Annotated in this window: 18 protein-coding genes; 11 read left to right on the top strand and 7 right to left on the bottom strand. The window is 40.7% G+C overall.

The window, feature by feature from the left end; translation table 11 throughout:
- Both ACGF7G_RS15740 and ACGF7G_RS15735 read left to right on the top strand, forming a co-directional pair.
- Positions 1–237, top strand: a 237-nt coding sequence (locus ACGF7G_RS15740) for a carbohydrate-binding protein (RefSeq protein WP_387466714.1), incomplete at its 5' end; no start/stop codon positions are given.
- A gap of 391 nt (positions 238–628) precedes the next feature.
- A complete protein-coding gene (locus tag ACGF7G_RS15735; RefSeq protein WP_387466713.1) occupies positions 629–1,507 on the top strand; it encodes an Insecticial toxin in 879 nt (292 codons plus the stop codon).
- Positions 1,508–1,655: 148 nt separating this feature from the next.
- Here ACGF7G_RS15735 and ACGF7G_RS15730 read toward each other — a convergent pair whose 3' ends face one another.
- The gene (locus tag ACGF7G_RS15730) at positions 1,656–1,865 is read right to left on the bottom strand and encodes a P1 family peptidase (protein WP_387466712.1); all 210 of its coding nucleotides are present in this window, start codon (positions 1,863–1,865) and stop codon (positions 1,656–1,658) included.
- A gap of 362 nt (positions 1,866–2,227) precedes the next feature.
- Between ACGF7G_RS15730 and ACGF7G_RS15725 the strand changes: the two genes are divergently transcribed.
- The 4 genes from ACGF7G_RS15725 to ACGF7G_RS15710 all read left to right on the top strand — a co-directional run bounded on the left by ACGF7G_RS15725 (position 2,228) and on the right by ACGF7G_RS15710 (position 5,293).
- On the top strand, positions 2,228–2,635 hold the full coding sequence (locus ACGF7G_RS15725) for a type II toxin-antitoxin system HicB family antitoxin (protein WP_133813054.1): 408 nt from the start codon (positions 2,228–2,230) through the stop codon (positions 2,633–2,635).
- Between the two features lie 262 nt (positions 2,636–2,897).
- The gene (locus ACGF7G_RS15720; protein WP_387466710.1) at positions 2,898–3,050 is read left to right on the top strand and encodes a hypothetical protein; all 153 of its coding nucleotides are present in this window, start codon (positions 2,898–2,900) and stop codon (positions 3,048–3,050) included.
- A 265-nt stretch (positions 3,051–3,315) separates the two neighbouring features.
- Positions 3,316–4,122 (top strand): 2,5-didehydrogluconate reductase DkgB, encoded by an 807-nt coding sequence (gene dkgB / locus ACGF7G_RS15715; RefSeq protein ID WP_387466709.1) that lies wholly within the window; start codon positions 3,316–3,318, stop codon positions 4,120–4,122.
- A gap of 70 nt (positions 4,123–4,192) precedes the next feature.
- Positions 4,193–5,293: an alkene reductase gene (locus ACGF7G_RS15710; protein WP_387466708.1), complete on the top strand. Its 1,101-nt coding sequence runs from the start codon at positions 4,193–4,195 to the stop codon at positions 5,291–5,293.
- An 89-nt stretch (positions 5,294–5,382) separates the two neighbouring features.
- Here the strand turns inward: ACGF7G_RS15710 and yafC are convergent, their stop codons facing one another.
- From yafC to ACGF7G_RS15695, 3 genes are all read right to left on the bottom strand, one after another.
- On the bottom strand, positions 5,383–6,279 hold the full coding sequence (gene yafC / locus ACGF7G_RS15705; RefSeq protein ID WP_387466706.1) for a DNA-binding transcriptional regulator YafC: 897 nt from the start codon (positions 6,277–6,279) through the stop codon (positions 5,383–5,385).
- 143 nt (positions 6,280–6,422) lie between these two features.
- Positions 6,423–7,607, bottom strand: a complete 1,185-nt coding sequence (locus ACGF7G_RS15700; RefSeq protein ID WP_387466705.1) for an HlyD family secretion protein — start codon at positions 7,605–7,607, stop codon at positions 6,423–6,425.
- A gap of 101 nt (positions 7,608–7,708) precedes the next feature.
- On the bottom strand, positions 7,709–8,941 hold the full coding sequence (locus ACGF7G_RS15695; protein ID WP_387466703.1) for an ABC transporter permease: 1,233 nt from the start codon (positions 8,939–8,941) through the stop codon (positions 7,709–7,711).
- 435 nt (positions 8,942–9,376) lie between these two features.
- Between ACGF7G_RS15695 and ACGF7G_RS15690 the strand changes: the two genes are divergently transcribed.
- Positions 9,377–9,643: an LCI family antimicrobial peptide gene (locus ACGF7G_RS15690; protein ID WP_387466702.1), complete on the top strand. Its 267-nt coding sequence runs from the start codon at positions 9,377–9,379 to the stop codon at positions 9,641–9,643.
- 231 nt (positions 9,644–9,874) lie between these two features.
- Positions 9,875–10,030, top strand: coding sequence for a type II toxin-antitoxin system RelE/ParE family toxin (locus ACGF7G_RS15685; RefSeq protein ID WP_387466701.1), 156 nt, complete (start codon positions 9,875–9,877; stop codon positions 10,028–10,030).
- A 130-nt stretch (positions 10,031–10,160) separates the two neighbouring features.
- Here ACGF7G_RS15685 and ACGF7G_RS15680 read toward each other — a convergent pair whose 3' ends face one another.
- Positions 10,161–11,336 (bottom strand): P1 family peptidase, encoded by a 1,176-nt coding sequence (locus tag ACGF7G_RS15680; protein WP_387466699.1) that lies wholly within the window; start codon positions 11,334–11,336, stop codon positions 10,161–10,163.
- A gap of 268 nt (positions 11,337–11,604) precedes the next feature.
- On the opposite strand from ACGF7G_RS15680, the gene aac(3) reads away from it, so the two are divergent.
- Complete coding sequence (gene aac(3) / locus ACGF7G_RS15675; protein ID WP_387466698.1) at positions 11,605–12,435, top strand: aminoglycoside 3-N-acetyltransferase; 831 nt, start codon at positions 11,605–11,607, stop codon at positions 12,433–12,435.
- 116 nt (positions 12,436–12,551) lie between these two features.
- On the opposite strand, the gene ACGF7G_RS15670 is transcribed toward aac(3), so the two are convergent.
- Positions 12,552–13,883 (bottom strand): aspartate aminotransferase family protein, encoded by a 1,332-nt coding sequence (locus tag ACGF7G_RS15670; RefSeq protein WP_387466696.1) that lies wholly within the window; start codon positions 13,881–13,883, stop codon positions 12,552–12,554.
- A 144-nt stretch (positions 13,884–14,027) separates the two neighbouring features.
- Positions 14,028–14,906: a PhzF family phenazine biosynthesis protein gene (locus tag ACGF7G_RS15665; RefSeq protein ID WP_387466694.1), complete on the bottom strand. Its 879-nt coding sequence runs from the start codon at positions 14,904–14,906 to the stop codon at positions 14,028–14,030.
- Between the two features lie 551 nt (positions 14,907–15,457).
- Between ACGF7G_RS15665 and ACGF7G_RS15660 the strand changes: the two genes are divergently transcribed.
- Both ACGF7G_RS15660 and ACGF7G_RS15655 read left to right on the top strand, forming a co-directional pair.
- Positions 15,458–15,790 (top strand): hypothetical protein, encoded by a 333-nt coding sequence (locus tag ACGF7G_RS15660; RefSeq protein WP_387466692.1) that lies wholly within the window; start codon positions 15,458–15,460, stop codon positions 15,788–15,790.
- A 237-nt stretch (positions 15,791–16,027) separates the two neighbouring features.
- Entirely contained in the window at positions 16,028–17,194 is a 1,167-nt protein-coding gene (locus ACGF7G_RS15655) for a cupin domain-containing protein (protein ID WP_387466690.1), read from the top strand.
- Positions 17,195–17,223 lie beyond the last annotated feature (29 nt).

Here is a 17,223-nt window from a genome sequence, read left to right as displayed (position 1 = left end):
GAGCTAATTACCCAAAAAATAGATATGACGCCATTCTACTTCAAAGGTGTCAATGTTGATCCGGGTGATCAGGACAAGGGCGGAGATTACCCAACATGGGATGCAAATAATGAGTATAAAGCTGGCGATAGAGTCAGCTGGAAAGGTCAAAACTGGGAAGCTAAATGGTGGAATAGGGGAACCGTACCTGACGGCGCTGGAACATCTGATGATGCTTATCCCTGGATAAAAATTTAATAATTAATTAAACCCAAGCCACCAGTACAATATATGTACTGGTGGTGTTATTTCTTTCTTTATTCTGCATATATACCCGTCATCTTTCAAGTTGCTGCTTTGTTGGCTGCGTTCTCTTGCCGCCGCGCTGCAATTTGAAATTTATTGGGTATAGCGTTTTGAGCACTACGCAATGAAATTCCAACAATTTCATTACCGAAGTGGACTTTTAGCGTTGTGTTTACAGTTTCTGATTTGTCATAAAATTAATATTTAATCGTGATGTAGGCATTAACTTGGTTTAGAGTTATTTTATATAAATATACAATATAGAGTGGAGGACATTTAAATAAGTTAATATTAATCTTATTTTTATTATTCCGCGCTTAGACTATTCAAAGGATTTATAAGTATGTTCGAGAATGACTTTGGTGTTCGCCAGCAAGTTAAGAGAGAATTTATTTGGGAAGGGCACATGAAGGCGATTGAAAAAGCGTCTAAAATGGGTAATTTTGCTGTCAGTTTTCGGGCAGCAGGTGAACCAACTCTGAAAACGCTGAGTAAAGGTGCCGCCGCGAAAGGACACGATATTCTTGAAAAAACAATTAAGCCTGGTTCAATTAGAAAAGCGTATTCTGGAGATGAAGCTTCAAATGTCATAAATAAGGTACGGAAGGCATCTATTGAGGGTTATGTCGGTCACTGGGATAAAAAAAGTGGTCATCTTAAAGGCATATATATGAGCAGTGGTGACAGAAGAATTTACCCAATAGATTTAAACAATCTCGAGGCAAGTCTTTCTTCCTTAAAAAGAAAAGAGAACTGGGCCGCGCTGCCTTTCACGGGTGACTATGATATGCATGACATGATTAGTTTCACGACGCAACCACATTCAGTTCCATCTGCTTCATTAGAAGAAGAGAAAATAATTGATCTCATTAACCGATTTATTGCCCAATCTGATTTAAACCGACCATTTGAAGATATAGAACATAATGTTATCAGGCATGGTCCTCAGGTAAGTTATCCTGCTTTTGCTATGGACAAAGAGAGAGAAGAAGTCAAGAAACGTGGTGGGATTGTCAAAGCTGTTGCCGAACCTGGAGAGTTCCCAGTTGCTATCATCTGTAAAGGAAAATGGATAATAGCCAATGATATTTATGAATTAGAAAAGTTTTACAACAAGGTTGGTGCAAAAATGAAAGTGAGTTGGAGGCCAGGCGCTGGAAATCCGGGTTTTGTTCCTAATCCTGAAAAACCGGGTATGGCTAGCTTTAGTCGAAAAAAATAAACCCTACCAGCTCAGACCAAATCACCCTTTTCACGAATGAGTTAAAAGGGTGGTAAGACGTTTTGGATTTCATCGTGCCTCTTTGTTGGCACCGGTGACACTTGGTACGTCACTGGATGTAGAAGCATTTGCTAAATCAGTATAACCTCTAACCCCAAATTTTGACTTTCTGAACAGTATTAATGGGATCTAAAAGCTCGGTTTCCCTTGTCCCCGGAGCAGAGCCTCTGACATCAACACCACAAACAGCTCCGTCGTCGAAAATAATTACGCTACAACCGGTTTGTTTCAACTCATCTTCAGCATGCCCAACCTTGATACCCGGTACATCCAGAATTGTTCCATTTGTCTTATACATAAATTCCACACCTTAATCTTAAAAGTCATTCATAAAATATATTAATGTTATTAGAGCTAAATCATAGCAAAGACGACCAAACAAATTGTGATCTTTGGCAGGAATTCAGCTTGATAAATGAAAGGGGATATTTAAGGCTAGATAGAGATGTATGTACTTATGACAAGAAATATAGTTCTCTCAATTGACGGAGTAACAGAAATCATTAGATAATTTTATATTGACTACAATTATTTATACACAAGGAATCCTATTATGTGGCTATCTATTCAAACCTTACTAAAATACTTAAACAAGCAGGACTGAAATAACTTAATTAAGCGGTTGAAAGGCCGCTCTTTAATCAAAGAGAAGGTGTAAGCATGAGATATCCTATTTATTTACATCAGGCTGACGACGGATCGTTTTCTGGTTTTGTGCCAGACGTGATCGGATGTTACTTTGCTGGCGATACCATTGACGACGCTATTAGCGATGCTCAAAACGCATTAGATACTTATTTTGAATACATGAGCGAAAAGGGTGAGGCTCCAGTACAAGCCAGAACTGTTGCTGACCATCTAAGCAATGAAGATTGCACTGGCGGTAGTTGGGCTTATGTTGATATGGATTTAACTAAATACGATGGAAAAGCCATCAAGCTAAACATTACTATGCCTCAATTTTTGTTGGGTAGAATTGATGAATACGTGAACTCACATCGTGAGTATCATAGCCGCAGCGGATTCTTGGCTGAATTGGCTCGGCGTGAGCTGTCGAAACACTCGTAAGATAATCCCTCTATCAAAACCATGAAAAGCCTGCTGTTAGCGGGCTTTTTCTTTTAATAATACATGACTATATTGCTGCTACACGCATAGTGCGCCTAATGTATATTATGTTAAATAATCTACAACGATAAACAAATTTTATATCCCGCCTTTAAATTCAAGCTCGGTTTAAAGGGAAGCTTCGCGGCGAGGTTTGAGCAAACCATGTTTAATTAACTGTTGATGCCAGAGGGACTATCAGGCAAGCATCATTGGTTGGGCGATGGAGCGGCTGCTATCGCATGTCGATCAGTTACTTAATCGTGCCGCTGTCATCGACAGTATGCTGTTTAAATCGGGGGCGTTGAGGCGTCTCTCGCAGCGCCAGGTGACACTGCTTAATGTCATGATGGATATGCCTGATAATAGGTTATGACTTATGAAGTAGATCTCTGATTAACATAAGTTAAATAATATGCGTGGATTAATAAGTTCATGATTCCCTCTGGCTCTTCAAAAAATCAATCAGACTGAGCGCCTTTTAGTAGTCCCCCCTTTTCGCGGTGAGTTATCGTTGCACCAATTTTAGATTATATTTTTGTCATCCTAGCAAAAGACTTCTGCATTTATTGCTCTTTTTTATTGAAATCTACCTCATGATAATAAAACCTTTCTTAATCAAATATTACATGAGGTTTATTATGTCTGTTCCTGCATTTGGATTAGGTACTTTTCGTCTGAAAGATGATGCTGTGATCACATCAGTAAAAAATGCCCTTGAATTGGGGTATCGTGCGATTGATACAGCACAGATTTATGAAAATGAAATGGCGGTAGGACAAGCCATAGAAGAAAGTGGTGTAGCCCGTGAAGATATCTATATCACGACAAAAATCTGGACAGAAAATCTGAGTAAAGAAAAATTGATACCAAGTCTTAAAGAAAGTATAGCGAAGCTGCGCACTGATTATGTTGACTTGACGTTAATTCATTGGCCATCACCAAATAACGTTGTCAGTGTTGATGAAATAATGAATGCGTTGCTGGACGCCAAAAATATGGGGTTGACACGTGAAATCGGGGTTTCAAACTTTACGATCGATCTAATGCAACAGGCTATCGATGCAGTAGGTATTGAACAAATCGCCACGAATCAGATTGAACTTTCTCCATATCTACAAAATTGTCATGTGACGGCTTGGGCGAAAGATCACGGAATTCATATCACTTCCTATATGACTCTCGCTTATGGTAAAGCCCTTCAGGATGAGGTTATCGGACGCATAGCCACAAAACATCAGGCCACTCCTGCACAGGTGATCTTATCTTGGGCGATAGCATTAGGTTATAGCGTGATCCCTTCTTCAACTAAGCGTGAAAATTTACAAAGTAATCTGAGCGCTTCCGAGCTTAAACTTGATGCAGACGATATGGCGGCTATCGCCACACTTGATTGTAATGAACGTCTCGTTAGTCCAAAAGATCTTGCTCCTCAATGGGATAACTAATTGCCCTTATTTCTTAATATGTCCATATACACAAATCAAAATCAATAATTAATGAAGAGTGAGAGATATTATGCTTTTTGAACGTTATTCTCTGAATGGTCTGTCGTTATCTAATCGTATTGTTATGCCGCCGATGACACGTTCGCGGTCTGGAACAGACGGTGTAGCTACTGATTTGATGGCTAAATATTATGCACAACGAGCCAGTGCAGGACTTATTATCAGCGAAGGTACACAAATCAGCCAACAGGGACAAGGATATGCATGGACGCCAGGTATTTATAAGTCTGAGCATGTAATAGGATGGAAAAAAGTAACAGATGCAGTACATATAGCAGGAGGAAAAATTTTTGCTCAATTATGGCATGTAGGACGTGTTTCACACACTACTCTACAACCTAATAATTCTGCACCTGTCTCCCCCTCGGCCCTTCAAGCAAAAGGTGTAAAAGTTTTTCTGGATGTGGAAGGCCGTGGACCTGAACATAGTATCGGTGAAATGGTACAACACTCGCAGCCTCGAGCACTGACGCTTGATGAAATTCCAGATATCGTAAGTGATTATATTCAAGCGGCAAATAATGCTATTGCAGCAGGTTTTGATGGCGTAGAGCTTCATGCAGCGAATGGTTATCTTATTAATCAGTTTATTGATTCTCAGACTAACCTACGAGATGACGAATATGGTGGAACTTTACAAAATCGTTTACGTTTCTTGAGTGAAGTGGCTATGTCAGTAGCGACCACAATAGGGAAAGATAAGCTGGGTGTTCGCCTGGCACCACTTACAACCCTGATGGGGTCAGAAGATAATACTCCTGAAGCAACTTATCTGGCTGCCGCGAGTGTGCTAAATGATATCGGGGTAGCCTATATTCATATTGCTGAAGCTGACTGGGAAGACGCTCCCGTCATGCCAATAGCTTTTAAAGAAGCTTTTCGCATACTCTATCACGGCACGCTGATATATTCTGGAAAATACACTTTGGAACGCGCTGAAGAAGCTCTAACTAAAGGCTGGGCGGATCTGATCGGATTTGGCCGCCCTTTTATTGCTAACCCAGATTTACCATATCGTCTTGCCAATAGGCTAGAACTAAACCCACCGATAAAAGAGAAATTTTTCGGGGGTAATGAGGATGGCTATACCGATTATTTGGCTATAAGCTAGTAGAAATAGATACCTTCCCACTCTTTTAGAGTGGGAAAATTGTTTTTAATAAACTCGGTAATCCCCAGTCTTTGGAGAGTGATACTTACTCATTTAAACGCTGTTTTTACATATTCATTCAGAAAATCAATAAATGCTCTGATTCGGGTACTTACAGCCTGATCACTGTAATATACAGCATTGAAAGGCATCGCGACGGATAAACGTTTTTCAGCCAGTAGTTCAACAAGTTCACCACTGGCAATCTCCTTATCAATCATATAATCAGACAGACACGCGATACCATTACCTGTTACACAGAGTTGTTTAAGGGTTTCACCATTGTTAGAAGAAAGTCCCACTGTTATTTCATGTAGTTGCCCGTCCTGACAAGCTATCGGCCATGTATTAAGTGATACCGGTTCGGTAAAACCAAGACAAATATGGTTTTTCAACTCAGCAATGCATTGCGGTATGCCATATTTTTTCAGATATTTAGGAGAGGCGACGATTTTTCGGTAGCTGGAAAAAAGTGGTCTGGCTCGTAGACTGGAGTCGGTTAAGTTGCCTGCACGAATGGCAATATCCACTTTGCGCTCAATCAGATTGATATAAGTTTCCGAAGAAATCAATGATAACGTTATTTCTGGGTAGCGTTCGCGAAAAGGTTTAATTAGTGGTATCAGTAAATGTAATACTACTGGTGTTGCAGCATCAATACGCAATAAACCACTTGGAATGTGTTTAGATTCCATAAGCTCAGTTTCAGCGGCGGCCATTTCTTGTAGTACATGCTGAACTCGGCGGAAATAACGCTTACCTTCTTCGGTTAGACTAAGCTGGCGAGTTGTGCGATTGAGCAGGCTCACACCTAGTTTCTTTTCAAGTTTTTTTATAGAACGGCTCACTGCGGAGTTTGCTAATTGCAGATGTTCCGCCGCACGACTGAAACTCCCGCTTTCCACGACTGACACGAAAATTGTCAGTTCTTCTGAATTTGCTTTCATTGTTGCTTATATTGTAAAAGAATGTTGGCATTTTAAATATTTATGTTATCAAACCATTTTTTCATACTAAATGCCATCAGTAAACGTTTGCTATGAAGATAATCAGGACTAAGAAGGCGTTTATATATCTCGAATTATGGTTTTCAACGAGGCAGTGCGATAAACCCCTCTTCCAATCCATGGACCTCCATACCTTCCGGCATAGTCTCTCCAACGGTTACAGTTACCTGGCGAGACACAGCCTGACGTTTTAAATCCGGGCGCCAATTTACTATTAATTGTCCATTGCTATCGTGAGTGAGTGCGGCTTCTGGTACAACCATTCCCTGTTCATTGCGGTAAATAACAATATTAACTTTGGCACTCATACCGGGTCTTACGGGATAACCCTGGCTCATGGATGAAGTCACTTTAATCACAACATCATAATAAATCGCCGATCCTAGTTTGTCCGTACTCACACTTTGCATAGCAATGGTTTCAATTTCGCCATCCAGCGGGTGGTCAGAAAATCCCTCCCCACTAATTTTTACTGTCTGCCCTTCTTTGAGTTTGGCGAGATCAGTTTCTTCAACCTGTGCCAGTACCTGATACTGTGTGGTGTCCATAACTTCCAGTAAGGGCATCCCTTCGGTAACTCGAACTCCTGTCTGAATCGTTAAGAGCTTCTTACTTTCTTCCTGTGCTGCCCTAAGCACAACTCCCGAAAATGGCGCTTTGATTTCTTTATGTAAGTATTGTTCCTGTAGCGCCTGATAGCGGCTTGTTGCATTTTGAAGCTCCATCTTTGCGACATTTAAATTATCAAGACTTCCTTTTTGTCTAATAGACGTAAGATCGTCCTGCGCTGAAGAGAGTTCCATTAGTTGTCGGCGAAGTTGTTGCTGGAGGGTTTCCACTTCCATTTGTGGAATGATACCCCGTGAAAAAAGAGTTTGTGTTTTTACGAGATTATCTTTCAATTCTATAACCATATGGTTCGCATTTTCGACGTTTCTTCTGGCCCGAATGACTTCTTGGCTGTTTTCCCAGTCATGCAATTGGTCAACGGCAGATGAGGCTTTGATCATCTCAACTTGCGCTTGCCGAAGCTCAATATCAAGCTTTCGGGTATCAAGCGTAACTAATGTCTGGTCAGCTTTCACCCGCTGCCCTTCTTTGACCAAGACTTGCTTGATAATGGCATCAAATGGAGCGGGTATGGTCTCAAGACGTCCAGATTGCAGTTTACCTACCAGACCGAGTTGTTTTTCTATCAGACCTTGTTTTACTTCAATCCACTGCACTGATTCCTGAGCTGGCGATTGTTCTGAGGACAAAAAGGCCAAAAAACAGGCCACCACGACAAATATGCCAGCTATAGCCCATCGATAACGTTTAATCATTGAGTGTTATCTCCCTACTCTGCAATTTTTTCTGTTCAAATTTCTTAATCATCACGTAATGCCTGTACGGGTTCCATCTGTGAAGCTTTATGTGCGGGATGAAAGCCGGAGATAAGCCCTGCCACAATCGCACTACCTATCCCTAAAGGAATGGATAAAGGGGCCAGAGAAAATGACCAGCCAGAATAAAGGACAAAAAGAAAGGAGACGATGACACCTGTCAGTGTACCAAGTATTGCTCCGGCTAAAGTCAGTGCTACCGCTTCATACAAAAAAAGGTGCCGGATATCATGGGGTCTTGCACCCAAAGCCATACGCAACCCAATCTCTTTTCGTCGAGCCGAAACGTTCATGAGCATCACATTTGAAATCGCAATGCCGCCAGTGAGTAGCGAAATACCCGCCAACCCGATCAACATAAAAGAAAAGGTTTTGTTTTGATCTGCCTGCCCTTTCAGTAGTTGTTGAGCTACCCGAACATCAATTTCAACCGCTGGAAACTTGTGCTTGAGCAACGCCAATAAATCTTTTGCATCGGTTTCTGTGGTGGTGGTTGTTATGGTGCGAGCGATGATGCCATTCAGATCAGTATTGGGTGATATTTTGCGCATGGCATTTATAGGGGCAATCACCACCGAATCCAGAGAAAAAGGAAAGATGGGGTTTTGCCCTTTTATATCGAAAATGCCAATCACTGTGTATAAATAATTGCCAATCTGAATCTGCTTACCGAGTATACGGGATGGGTTCCTTTGACCAAGGGTGACGGCTACTTCATTGCCAATGACCAGATAAGGCGAGTGCTGATCATAATCAGAGATAAATCGACCATGACGAAGTCGCAATTGCATAACTTTCTCAAGTTCCGCAGAGGACCCTATTATGGTAAATGTTTCTGTTTTCCCATTATAACGCCCGGGAGAAGGATAGTAGATCCAGGGTGCTGCGGAAGATAAACCAGGAATAGCCGTTGTCAGGTCGGCCATTTTAATTGATGAACTATCAACCCCATGATCATAGGAGTTCAGGTCTGCTGTAATGACGTTGATATCAAGCCCGCTGAACATCTTCAACGCAGCAAGTGTAGCATTATTCCCAGTATTAACAAATGCCACAACAGACGCGCAGCCAATAGCAATACCCGATAAAGCAAGCAGAGTACTTCTCCCCGTTGCCATTAAGTTACGCCAGGCTTCTCTCCATATCATTAATACCGACATGCCATAATTGCCGTACTGACTATTATCATGCATGGATTGCCATCCCTTTGGTTTCATGCAACTGACCATCAATCATACGTAACTCACGCTGCAAGTAGAATTTATAAGAGCCATTGTTTTTTATAAATTCCCCGCTTTAATATTTATATTCATCAGAAATAATAGCCTATTTACTAAAATAGCCGACTTCTAATAACACTAAGAAATTAATAGTAATTCGATTGACTTAAATATATATAATGTCAGTGAGTTGCATTACAATTATAAATAAATAATTTTCTTTATGTGACTAATATTAAAATCATGATTCATTGTAAATTATTATAATAGAAGATGGGTTTCTAATCCAGAGCGAAATATACAAGTATTTTCTAATCATTAAATATTGCAATGTCACTTATGATGATCTAGACTTAGTTTGAATTATCAAATGTGATTTGATAAGTAATACACTTAAACTGCAAATTCTAAAACTATTAATGGAGAGTTTTTATGTTCAAGAAATTATTGACAGTTGGTGCATTAGCCGCAGGTATTACATTAACCGGAGGAATTGGGGTTGCATCGGCAAATGTAGATTTTTCTTATAATACATGTAAAGATAAGGCCCCACACTGGGACAGCGGTAAGTATACTAGATATATTGTTAAAGATCGTTATAGGTTTGATAATGTATTTAGTGATTCAACTGGAAAATGGTATTTTAAAGGTTATAAATATACAGGAAAGTGTTATATCGCTAAATATGAAGCCGCATAAATATCTGGCTTGGAGATAGTATCCCTCCTTCTTTGAAGGGAGGGTTTTACTACAGACCGCTGACAAACCTCGTTAAAAATAACGGTTTTTTTGCTTTTATCATGTGAATTCACCGAATTAAAAATATTGATTGCATTGCATTATATACCTTTAGATAGTTATGTATCTTTAACTAAAGTAATTCAAATAAATTATACTGAACGAATCGAACGATATTGAGAGGTAATAACAATGGACGCACTTTCAGCCAATGAAGCAAAAACCCATTTCGGCTTAACTCCGGATGCCCAATCAGATCTGATTGAAATTCGCCGATTTACGTTACAACAATGGGGACCGGCTCAGTCCCTAAAATATATATCGGAACTCCGTAAAAATGGGCGTTAGTTACCACATTAAGCATTACAGAATATCTTGGCCCAGCAAAGGTATCTGCTGAACCAAGAATCTTTAATCAAAGTCAGTAACTCGTTTCTTTTCAAATCGAAGTTTCAGATCGGGTCTGAACTAATACATTTCAGATGATACTAAGCACATTATGTTTTTTTAATATCTCTTTAACTCTATCTTTAGGAATGGAAAACGAAGTATTGCCATTTCTCCCAACCATTTTTTTGGCTGCGATCATAGCATTAATTATTGCCTCTTCTGTTGCATTGATTGTTGCCTCATACAAAGGATCTAGTTTGTCATTTGGCAGTATTTTTATTGTTCTTACATCTTCTCTGGAGAATGCATCATTATTTGCGGTTGAAAATGCAATAAATATCTCACCGCTCGTATTTCTGGCTACCCCACCTACCTTTGCAAGCCCAAGAGAGACTCTTTTAGCTATTTTTTCTAATTGGTGAGGAGCTAATGGTGCATCTGTGGCCACCACTGCTATTATAGAACCGGCATCCTTTATTTTTTTCTTGTCTCCATGATATATCGGCTTGAGATCCTGTATTTCTTTACCAACTGGAACCCCAGAAATAATCAAGTCATCCCTATCACCAAAGTTGCCTTGAACAAGAACGCCAATAGTATATCCTCCATCTTTTTTATCTAGAATTCTTGATGAAGTACCTGTGCCTCCCTTAAACTTAAAAAGGTTCATTCCGGTTCCCCCGCCGACATTACCCTCTTCTATCGGCCCTGATTTAGCACTATTTAACGCACTATATACATGTTCTTTTTTTACATGCATACCGTTTATATCATTTAATATTCCATCCCATGTTTCTGCAACCACAGGTAATAACCAAAATAAGTCATCTTTTAGTGGTGATGTTAGGTTATTATCAATCATCCAGCTAATTGTTGAGTCTCTAACAACACCAACACTGTGAGTGTTGGTTATCAATATTGGTGTTTCCAAAAAACCACTTTCTTTGACCCATTGATTGCCTGTCATATCTCCATTTCCATTTAAAGAGAATGTACTCGAAAATACCGGGCTAAATTTCTTTCCTCTTGGCAATATAGCTGTCACGCCTGTTCTTATTGGTCCTTTTCCAATCTCTAGCTTTCCACTACCTTCTATTATGGTTGAATAGCCAACTTTTACACCACTAACATCTGTAATCGCATTATACTTGCCTGTTACTCCAGAGAAAGGAATGCCTAAATCCCTTGCTCTAGTCTCATTGGCTAAAGAATTAGAAGCGATCATTGTCGATATAGATAAGATCATAGTATTTAATATTTTCATAATATCCTTTGTCTGTGCCATTGATGTGGAATATGAACGCTTTTGTTACAGGGTTGACAACCCGTAAAACAGAAGGTTCACCTCTCTTCTTCATTATAAGCCTTACTCATTCAACAGGCAAAAAACTGTATGATTTGAAACTTTTCTATGGGTGTTTTTTTGTTGAAAAAAGGAAATATGACTGTAGTATCAGACTCATCGGGATTTTACATTTCTAAATGATAAATAGATCTTTCTCTGAAAATGCGAAAATATATTAGGTGTATACATGTTGATAATTGGCAATGATAAGTATTGGACAAAAAGTTTGTTGAGGCAACAGCTATCCAAGTTAGGATTACAGAAGAATGATGACGTCATGCTACATGCGAGTATGCGTAGTCTAGGTGCTTGTATCAACGGACCTGATGATGTCATTACTGCCATATTAGAAACTATTGGCTCAAATGGAACACTGTTGTCCTATGTTAATTGGAATCAGAATTATGAAGATGCTGTAGACGCAAATGGATATTTATCTGAAAAAATTAAAATCGATATTAATCCTTTTGATCCTAAATTTAGCCGAGCCAGCCCAGATCATGGAATATTAGCAGAATTTATTCGCACATATCCAGGTTCATTGAGAAGTGGTAATCCCGGTGCATCCGTCTCAGCGATTGGCAAAAGAGCTAAATGGTATACAGATAATCATTCCTTACAGTACGGTTATGGTGATAACTCTCCTTTCGCCAAGTTAGTGAAACAAAAAGGTAAAATATTAATGCTTGGTGCTCCTTACGACACCATGAGCTTATTACATCATGCTGAACATTTGGCCGATATTCCGAATAAAAAAATTCGTTATATGCCTGTACCTTTCTTAAAAGACGGTTTGATAATTTGGGAAATGATTGAAGAGTTTGATACCGTGACACCTGTTTCGCAAAATTTACTTGAAGGGTATTTTTCAACAATTGTGGCTGATTTTATTTCAGCTTATCCAGACATTATCGGTCTATCTGTTGTCGGAAAGGCAAAAACTTTGCTTGTGCCCGCAGCCGAGATTTTGCCTTTTGCTGTACATTGGATTGAGTCAAATTCAGCGTTATTAAAATAAAGTTGCCGCAGTTCATCAGGAAATCAATTTTCCAAAAGATAAGATATAAGTTAAGTATCGTTACCCAAACTCATGATCGTTGATAAATACGATCATGAGTTTCTTCCTTACCTTTATCAGCTAATGTGATGCAATGTTTCGCCGACAGCGTCAAAGAGACGATCCAAATCTGCCCTTTCCGCGTTGAACATAGGCCCGAATTGCAGCGCATCTCCGCTAAAACGTACGTAAAAACCCGCTTTCCAAAGCGCTATGCTAGCATCAAAAGGACGCACAGCGGTATCACCGTCACGGGCCGCCAACTGAATTGCCCCTATTAAGCCACAGTTGCGAATGTCAGTCACGTTTGGACAGTCTTTGAGAGCATGAAGGGCCGCTTCGAAATGAGGAGCAAGCGCAGCAGAACGCTGGATGAGATGGTCTTTATCCAGCAGATCCAAGGTTGCCAACCCGGCGGCACAGGCTACCGGATGTGCCGAGTAGGTATAACCATGACTAAACTCTACAAGGTGTTCCGGCAGTGGCTGAGACATAAAGGCCTCATAAATTTCACTGCTTGCCACTACGCCTCCCAGAGGAATGGCACCGTTGGTAATTTGTTTGGCAAAGTTAAGCATATCTGGCGTCACACCGAAATACTCAGCACCAGTCCAGCGCCCCATGCGACCAAAGCCGGTAATAACTTCATCAAAAATCAACAAAATATTATGTTGATCACAAATTTCACGCAGACGTTGTAGATACCCTTGAGGTGGAATAATTGCACCGGCGGAACCGGCCACAGGCTCGACAATAACCGCTGCGATATTGGAGGCATCATGCAGTTCGATCAACTTGAGCATCTCGTTGGCTAACTCCACGCCACCGGTTTTTGCCATACCTGGTGTAAACGCCATATCGGTTTGTAGCGTATGGGGTAAGTGATCCACGTCCATCAACTGCCCGAACATTTTGCGATTGCTACCAATCCCTCCCAAGCTGGTACCCGCAATATTGACACCATGATAACCACGTGCACGGCCAATCAGTTTGGTTTTCGTGGGCTGGCCTTTCACTCGCCAGTAGGCTTGCGCCATTTTGACTGAGGTGTCTAAAGTCTCAGAACCTGAGCTGGTGAAAAAGACGTGATTGAGATCACCAGGTGTTAAATTGGCAATTTTTTCTGCCAGTTGAAACGACAAGGGATGACCGAACTGAAAGCCTGGTGAGTAATCAAGGGTGCTTAATTGAGCCGCGACAGCTTGCTGAATTTCTGTCCGAGTATGACCTGCGCCACAGGTCCAAAGACCGGACAGACTGTCATAAATCTGGCGTCCTTTATCGTCTTTTAGCCATTGCCCCTCGGCAGCAACGATAAGACGCGGATCGCGGTGGAAATTTCGGTTAGCACTGAATGGCATCCAGTGAGATTTCAGGTTTAACGACTCAGAAAAACGGGTTTCAGACATAGTTAACTTCCTCTCACAAAAGTAAAATTTGAGTTTAGTTCAACTCGTCTACTTTCGCCAACAATAAATTTTACTTTTGGGTTTTATGTGGGCTGTTCTACAAGTACGAACCGAACCACATTATAGTGTGGGATTTAACATTCTTTAGACCGTGATGGTGCCATTGATACAGGTTACCGCGCTGCCACCGACGAAAATCTTACCGTTAGAGTGACTGAGCCGCAGGCTGCCCAAGCGGCCAAGCCTTTTGCCCTGTGATGAATGAACAATTTTATTGTCAATCACAGCGACTTTGTGATAGCGCATGAATGCCGCAACGCTGCCGTTTCCACTTCCGCATACAGGATCTTCATTCACACCACATGAAGGAGCGAAAGAGCGCACTTCAATATCGGCTTCTGCCCCTTCACAATAGGCACCATAGAGACAAATCCCAGTAATGTTCATTTGAGTGTCGTGTTCACTCAACTTTGCATAATCAGGTTCTGTTGCCAGCACGGCTTCCGCTCCTGTGGTATGAGCGACAATCCAGCGGGCTCCAACATCAATAAGTGCAGGTGCCAACGTGCGATCTAGCTGACAACCGAGAATGTTTTCAAGGTGTTCTGTTTGCTCGGTATTGAGCGGTGTGATAGTCGGTTCTGGCAGTTCAAATGTGATTGTTGTATGGCCCTCTTGTGTTTCGGCCACGTTCAGTGTAATCAACCCTACCCCACATTCCTGAATCAGTTGCCCCCCGTTCGCTTTAATTAAACCGGCTTCAAGAAGAGCATATGCGGTACCTATTGTAGGATGACCCGCAAAAGGGAGTTCGCTGCTAGGGGTAAAAATCCGTACACGGTAATCTGCCAATGGATTTTCTGCCGGGAGGACAAATGTAGTTTCAGAAAGATTGGTCCAGTTAGCAATATCCTGCATTTGCATCGGTGAGAGTTCCCTTGCATCCATGACAACGGCAACGGGATTTCCCTTGAAAGGCTGGTGAGTGAACACATCAATCTGCTTAAAGGGTACGAGTGACATAAAATTTCCTTATTATAGTGCCAAAAGTGAAAAGTAATTTGTAAGTATGTTAAGAAAGATGTTAAGAGCAGAAAATATGGCAAAATGGTAGGTTGATGTCAAACAATCCATCATTAATTACAGCAATATCGGTCAGGTAATGCTTCTTGTGCTCAGGCATAGTGATCGTTTTACGACACATTGCCAACGACCAACACAACCGTGATGTGCGTTACGAGGTTTATAAAAAGAATAATCTCGATATAAAGATATGTGATGAAACTTAAAAAACTAATTAAGTTAAACTATTCATGAAATAACTCAACATTAAGCTAATTGTGTTAATAGTATTCTTATGACTTGTCAGAAAAATAAAATAGGGATGTCATCATATGATTTATCTAATGTAAAGAAGAAATCGATATTTGATTTTGTATATGGAACAATATTTTTAGTCGTATTTTTTAACATGGAAAAATTAACATGCCAAATAATCGTGTAACTTATCGGGCTGATACTCGTCCGCCTGAACAAATATTCAATATGGGATTTCTTCCCCGTTTCACTGGGGCATGAAAATACAAGATGGAGGACAAATGATAGGTGGAATATCAACATCGAAAGAACTTTCTATCGCAATGAACTATGCTGCGCTATATGAAGGCTATGTATATGCAGTCAGAGCTAATGGTGTTGATTTATTGGAGTATTTTGTAAGAATAAAAGCCCCTTCTGGGGTAATAAAAAATGCGACAACGCAAATGGAAATAGCTTGTGAAAAGATTTTGGCAAAAGATGTGCTGGCCGCACGGAGAGTGCTGTTTCTGAACCTTCATTTCATTCCTAATGATAAATTTTACGAATGCAATATTCTAACATTAAAGAAATTTAATTCAGAAAATTGATAATGAGTTCCGTGAACTTTTTCGTTAGGTGAATTTTGTTCAGAAATTTCTTTACTGTTCCTCATCGGGTAACACAAATAAGCTTTTTTTCCTCATTTTAAAATCCATTTTTTACTATTATTAATAAGTCACCTTTGATTTTTCCCTTTCGTGACAACGGTTAATTTAGAAAAATTAGATTGATATACATCAGCTTGCAACCATTCTTGCAGGTACTTATTATTTGGAGAAAGCAATATGTTCTCGCGTCGTGATATCTTGAAGGCATCCGCAGTTAGCGCGGCAGCAGCCAGCGTGATGGGCAATATGATTAAATCCGCTGTTGCTGATGATCAACGTAATCTTGTCTCACCTGACAATAAATCGCCAGGAAATGCCAAAAGCTTATATAAATATAAATTCACAAACAGTAAAAAACGGGTATTGGAATATGGATGGGCACGCGAAGCTACGGTGGAACAATTCCCGATATCCGAAGGTATTGCCGGTGTTGATATGACACTTGAACCTGGTGGTGTGCGTGAACTCCATTGGCATGCCATTGCCGCTGAATGGGCATTTATGCTTGAAGGCCATGCACGTATTACTATTATTGATCCGGAGGGTAAATGTGAAGTGGCGGATTTTGGCCCCGGTGATGTGTGGTATTTTCCTAAAGGACACGGCCATTCTATTCAGGCGCTTGAGGATGGCGCACATTTTGTGCTGACTTTCGATAACGGGCACTTCTCAGAATTTGGCACTTTCAGTATCACTGATTGGGTGACGCATATACCGAGAGAAGTGCTTGAAAAAAGCGTTAACATGCCGGCAGAGGTTTTTTCTAAAATCAAACAAGGGGAAGCTTATATCGTCGGTGGTGCTATACCGCCAAAACTGCCTCTGCCGGTTAACGACGGAGGGCTGAATAATGCACCACTCACCCACCGGTATGAGCTCATGAAGAAAAAACCCTTCTTCGAAAACGATGCAGGGAGTATTCATAAGGTGTCATCGCTGGAGTTTCCTATTTCTACAACTATTACCGGCATCATAGAGATCATCAAACCTGGCGCAGTACGTGAGTTACATTGGCATCCTAATGCCAATGAATGGCAATACTACATTTCAGGCAAAGGGCGTATGACGGTATTTGGTTCCCACGGACACGCCCAAACCGAGAAATATGAACCGACCGATGTCGGCTATGTGCCACAAGGATTTGGTCACTATATCGAGAATATTGGGAATGAGGATCTTAAAGTGCTTGTTGTGCTGGATAACGGCATCTACCAAGATATTTCACTATCCGATTGGTTAGCTAAAACGCCATCTTATCTGTTGGCGGATAATTTCAACAATAAGATTGCCGATTGGGTAGACCGTCCCAAGGATAAGCTGGTTATATCGCGCCGCAGGACCTGATATATCCATCATATTATGTTGTACCGAAA

Source organism: Photorhabdus sp. RM323S (assembly GCF_042879375.1).
Taxonomy (GTDB): Bacteria; Pseudomonadota; Gammaproteobacteria; order Enterobacterales; family Enterobacteriaceae; genus Photorhabdus; species Photorhabdus tasmaniensis.
Note: the sequence above shows the minus strand (reverse complement) of the source record. Positions and strands in the feature narration are given on the sequence as shown.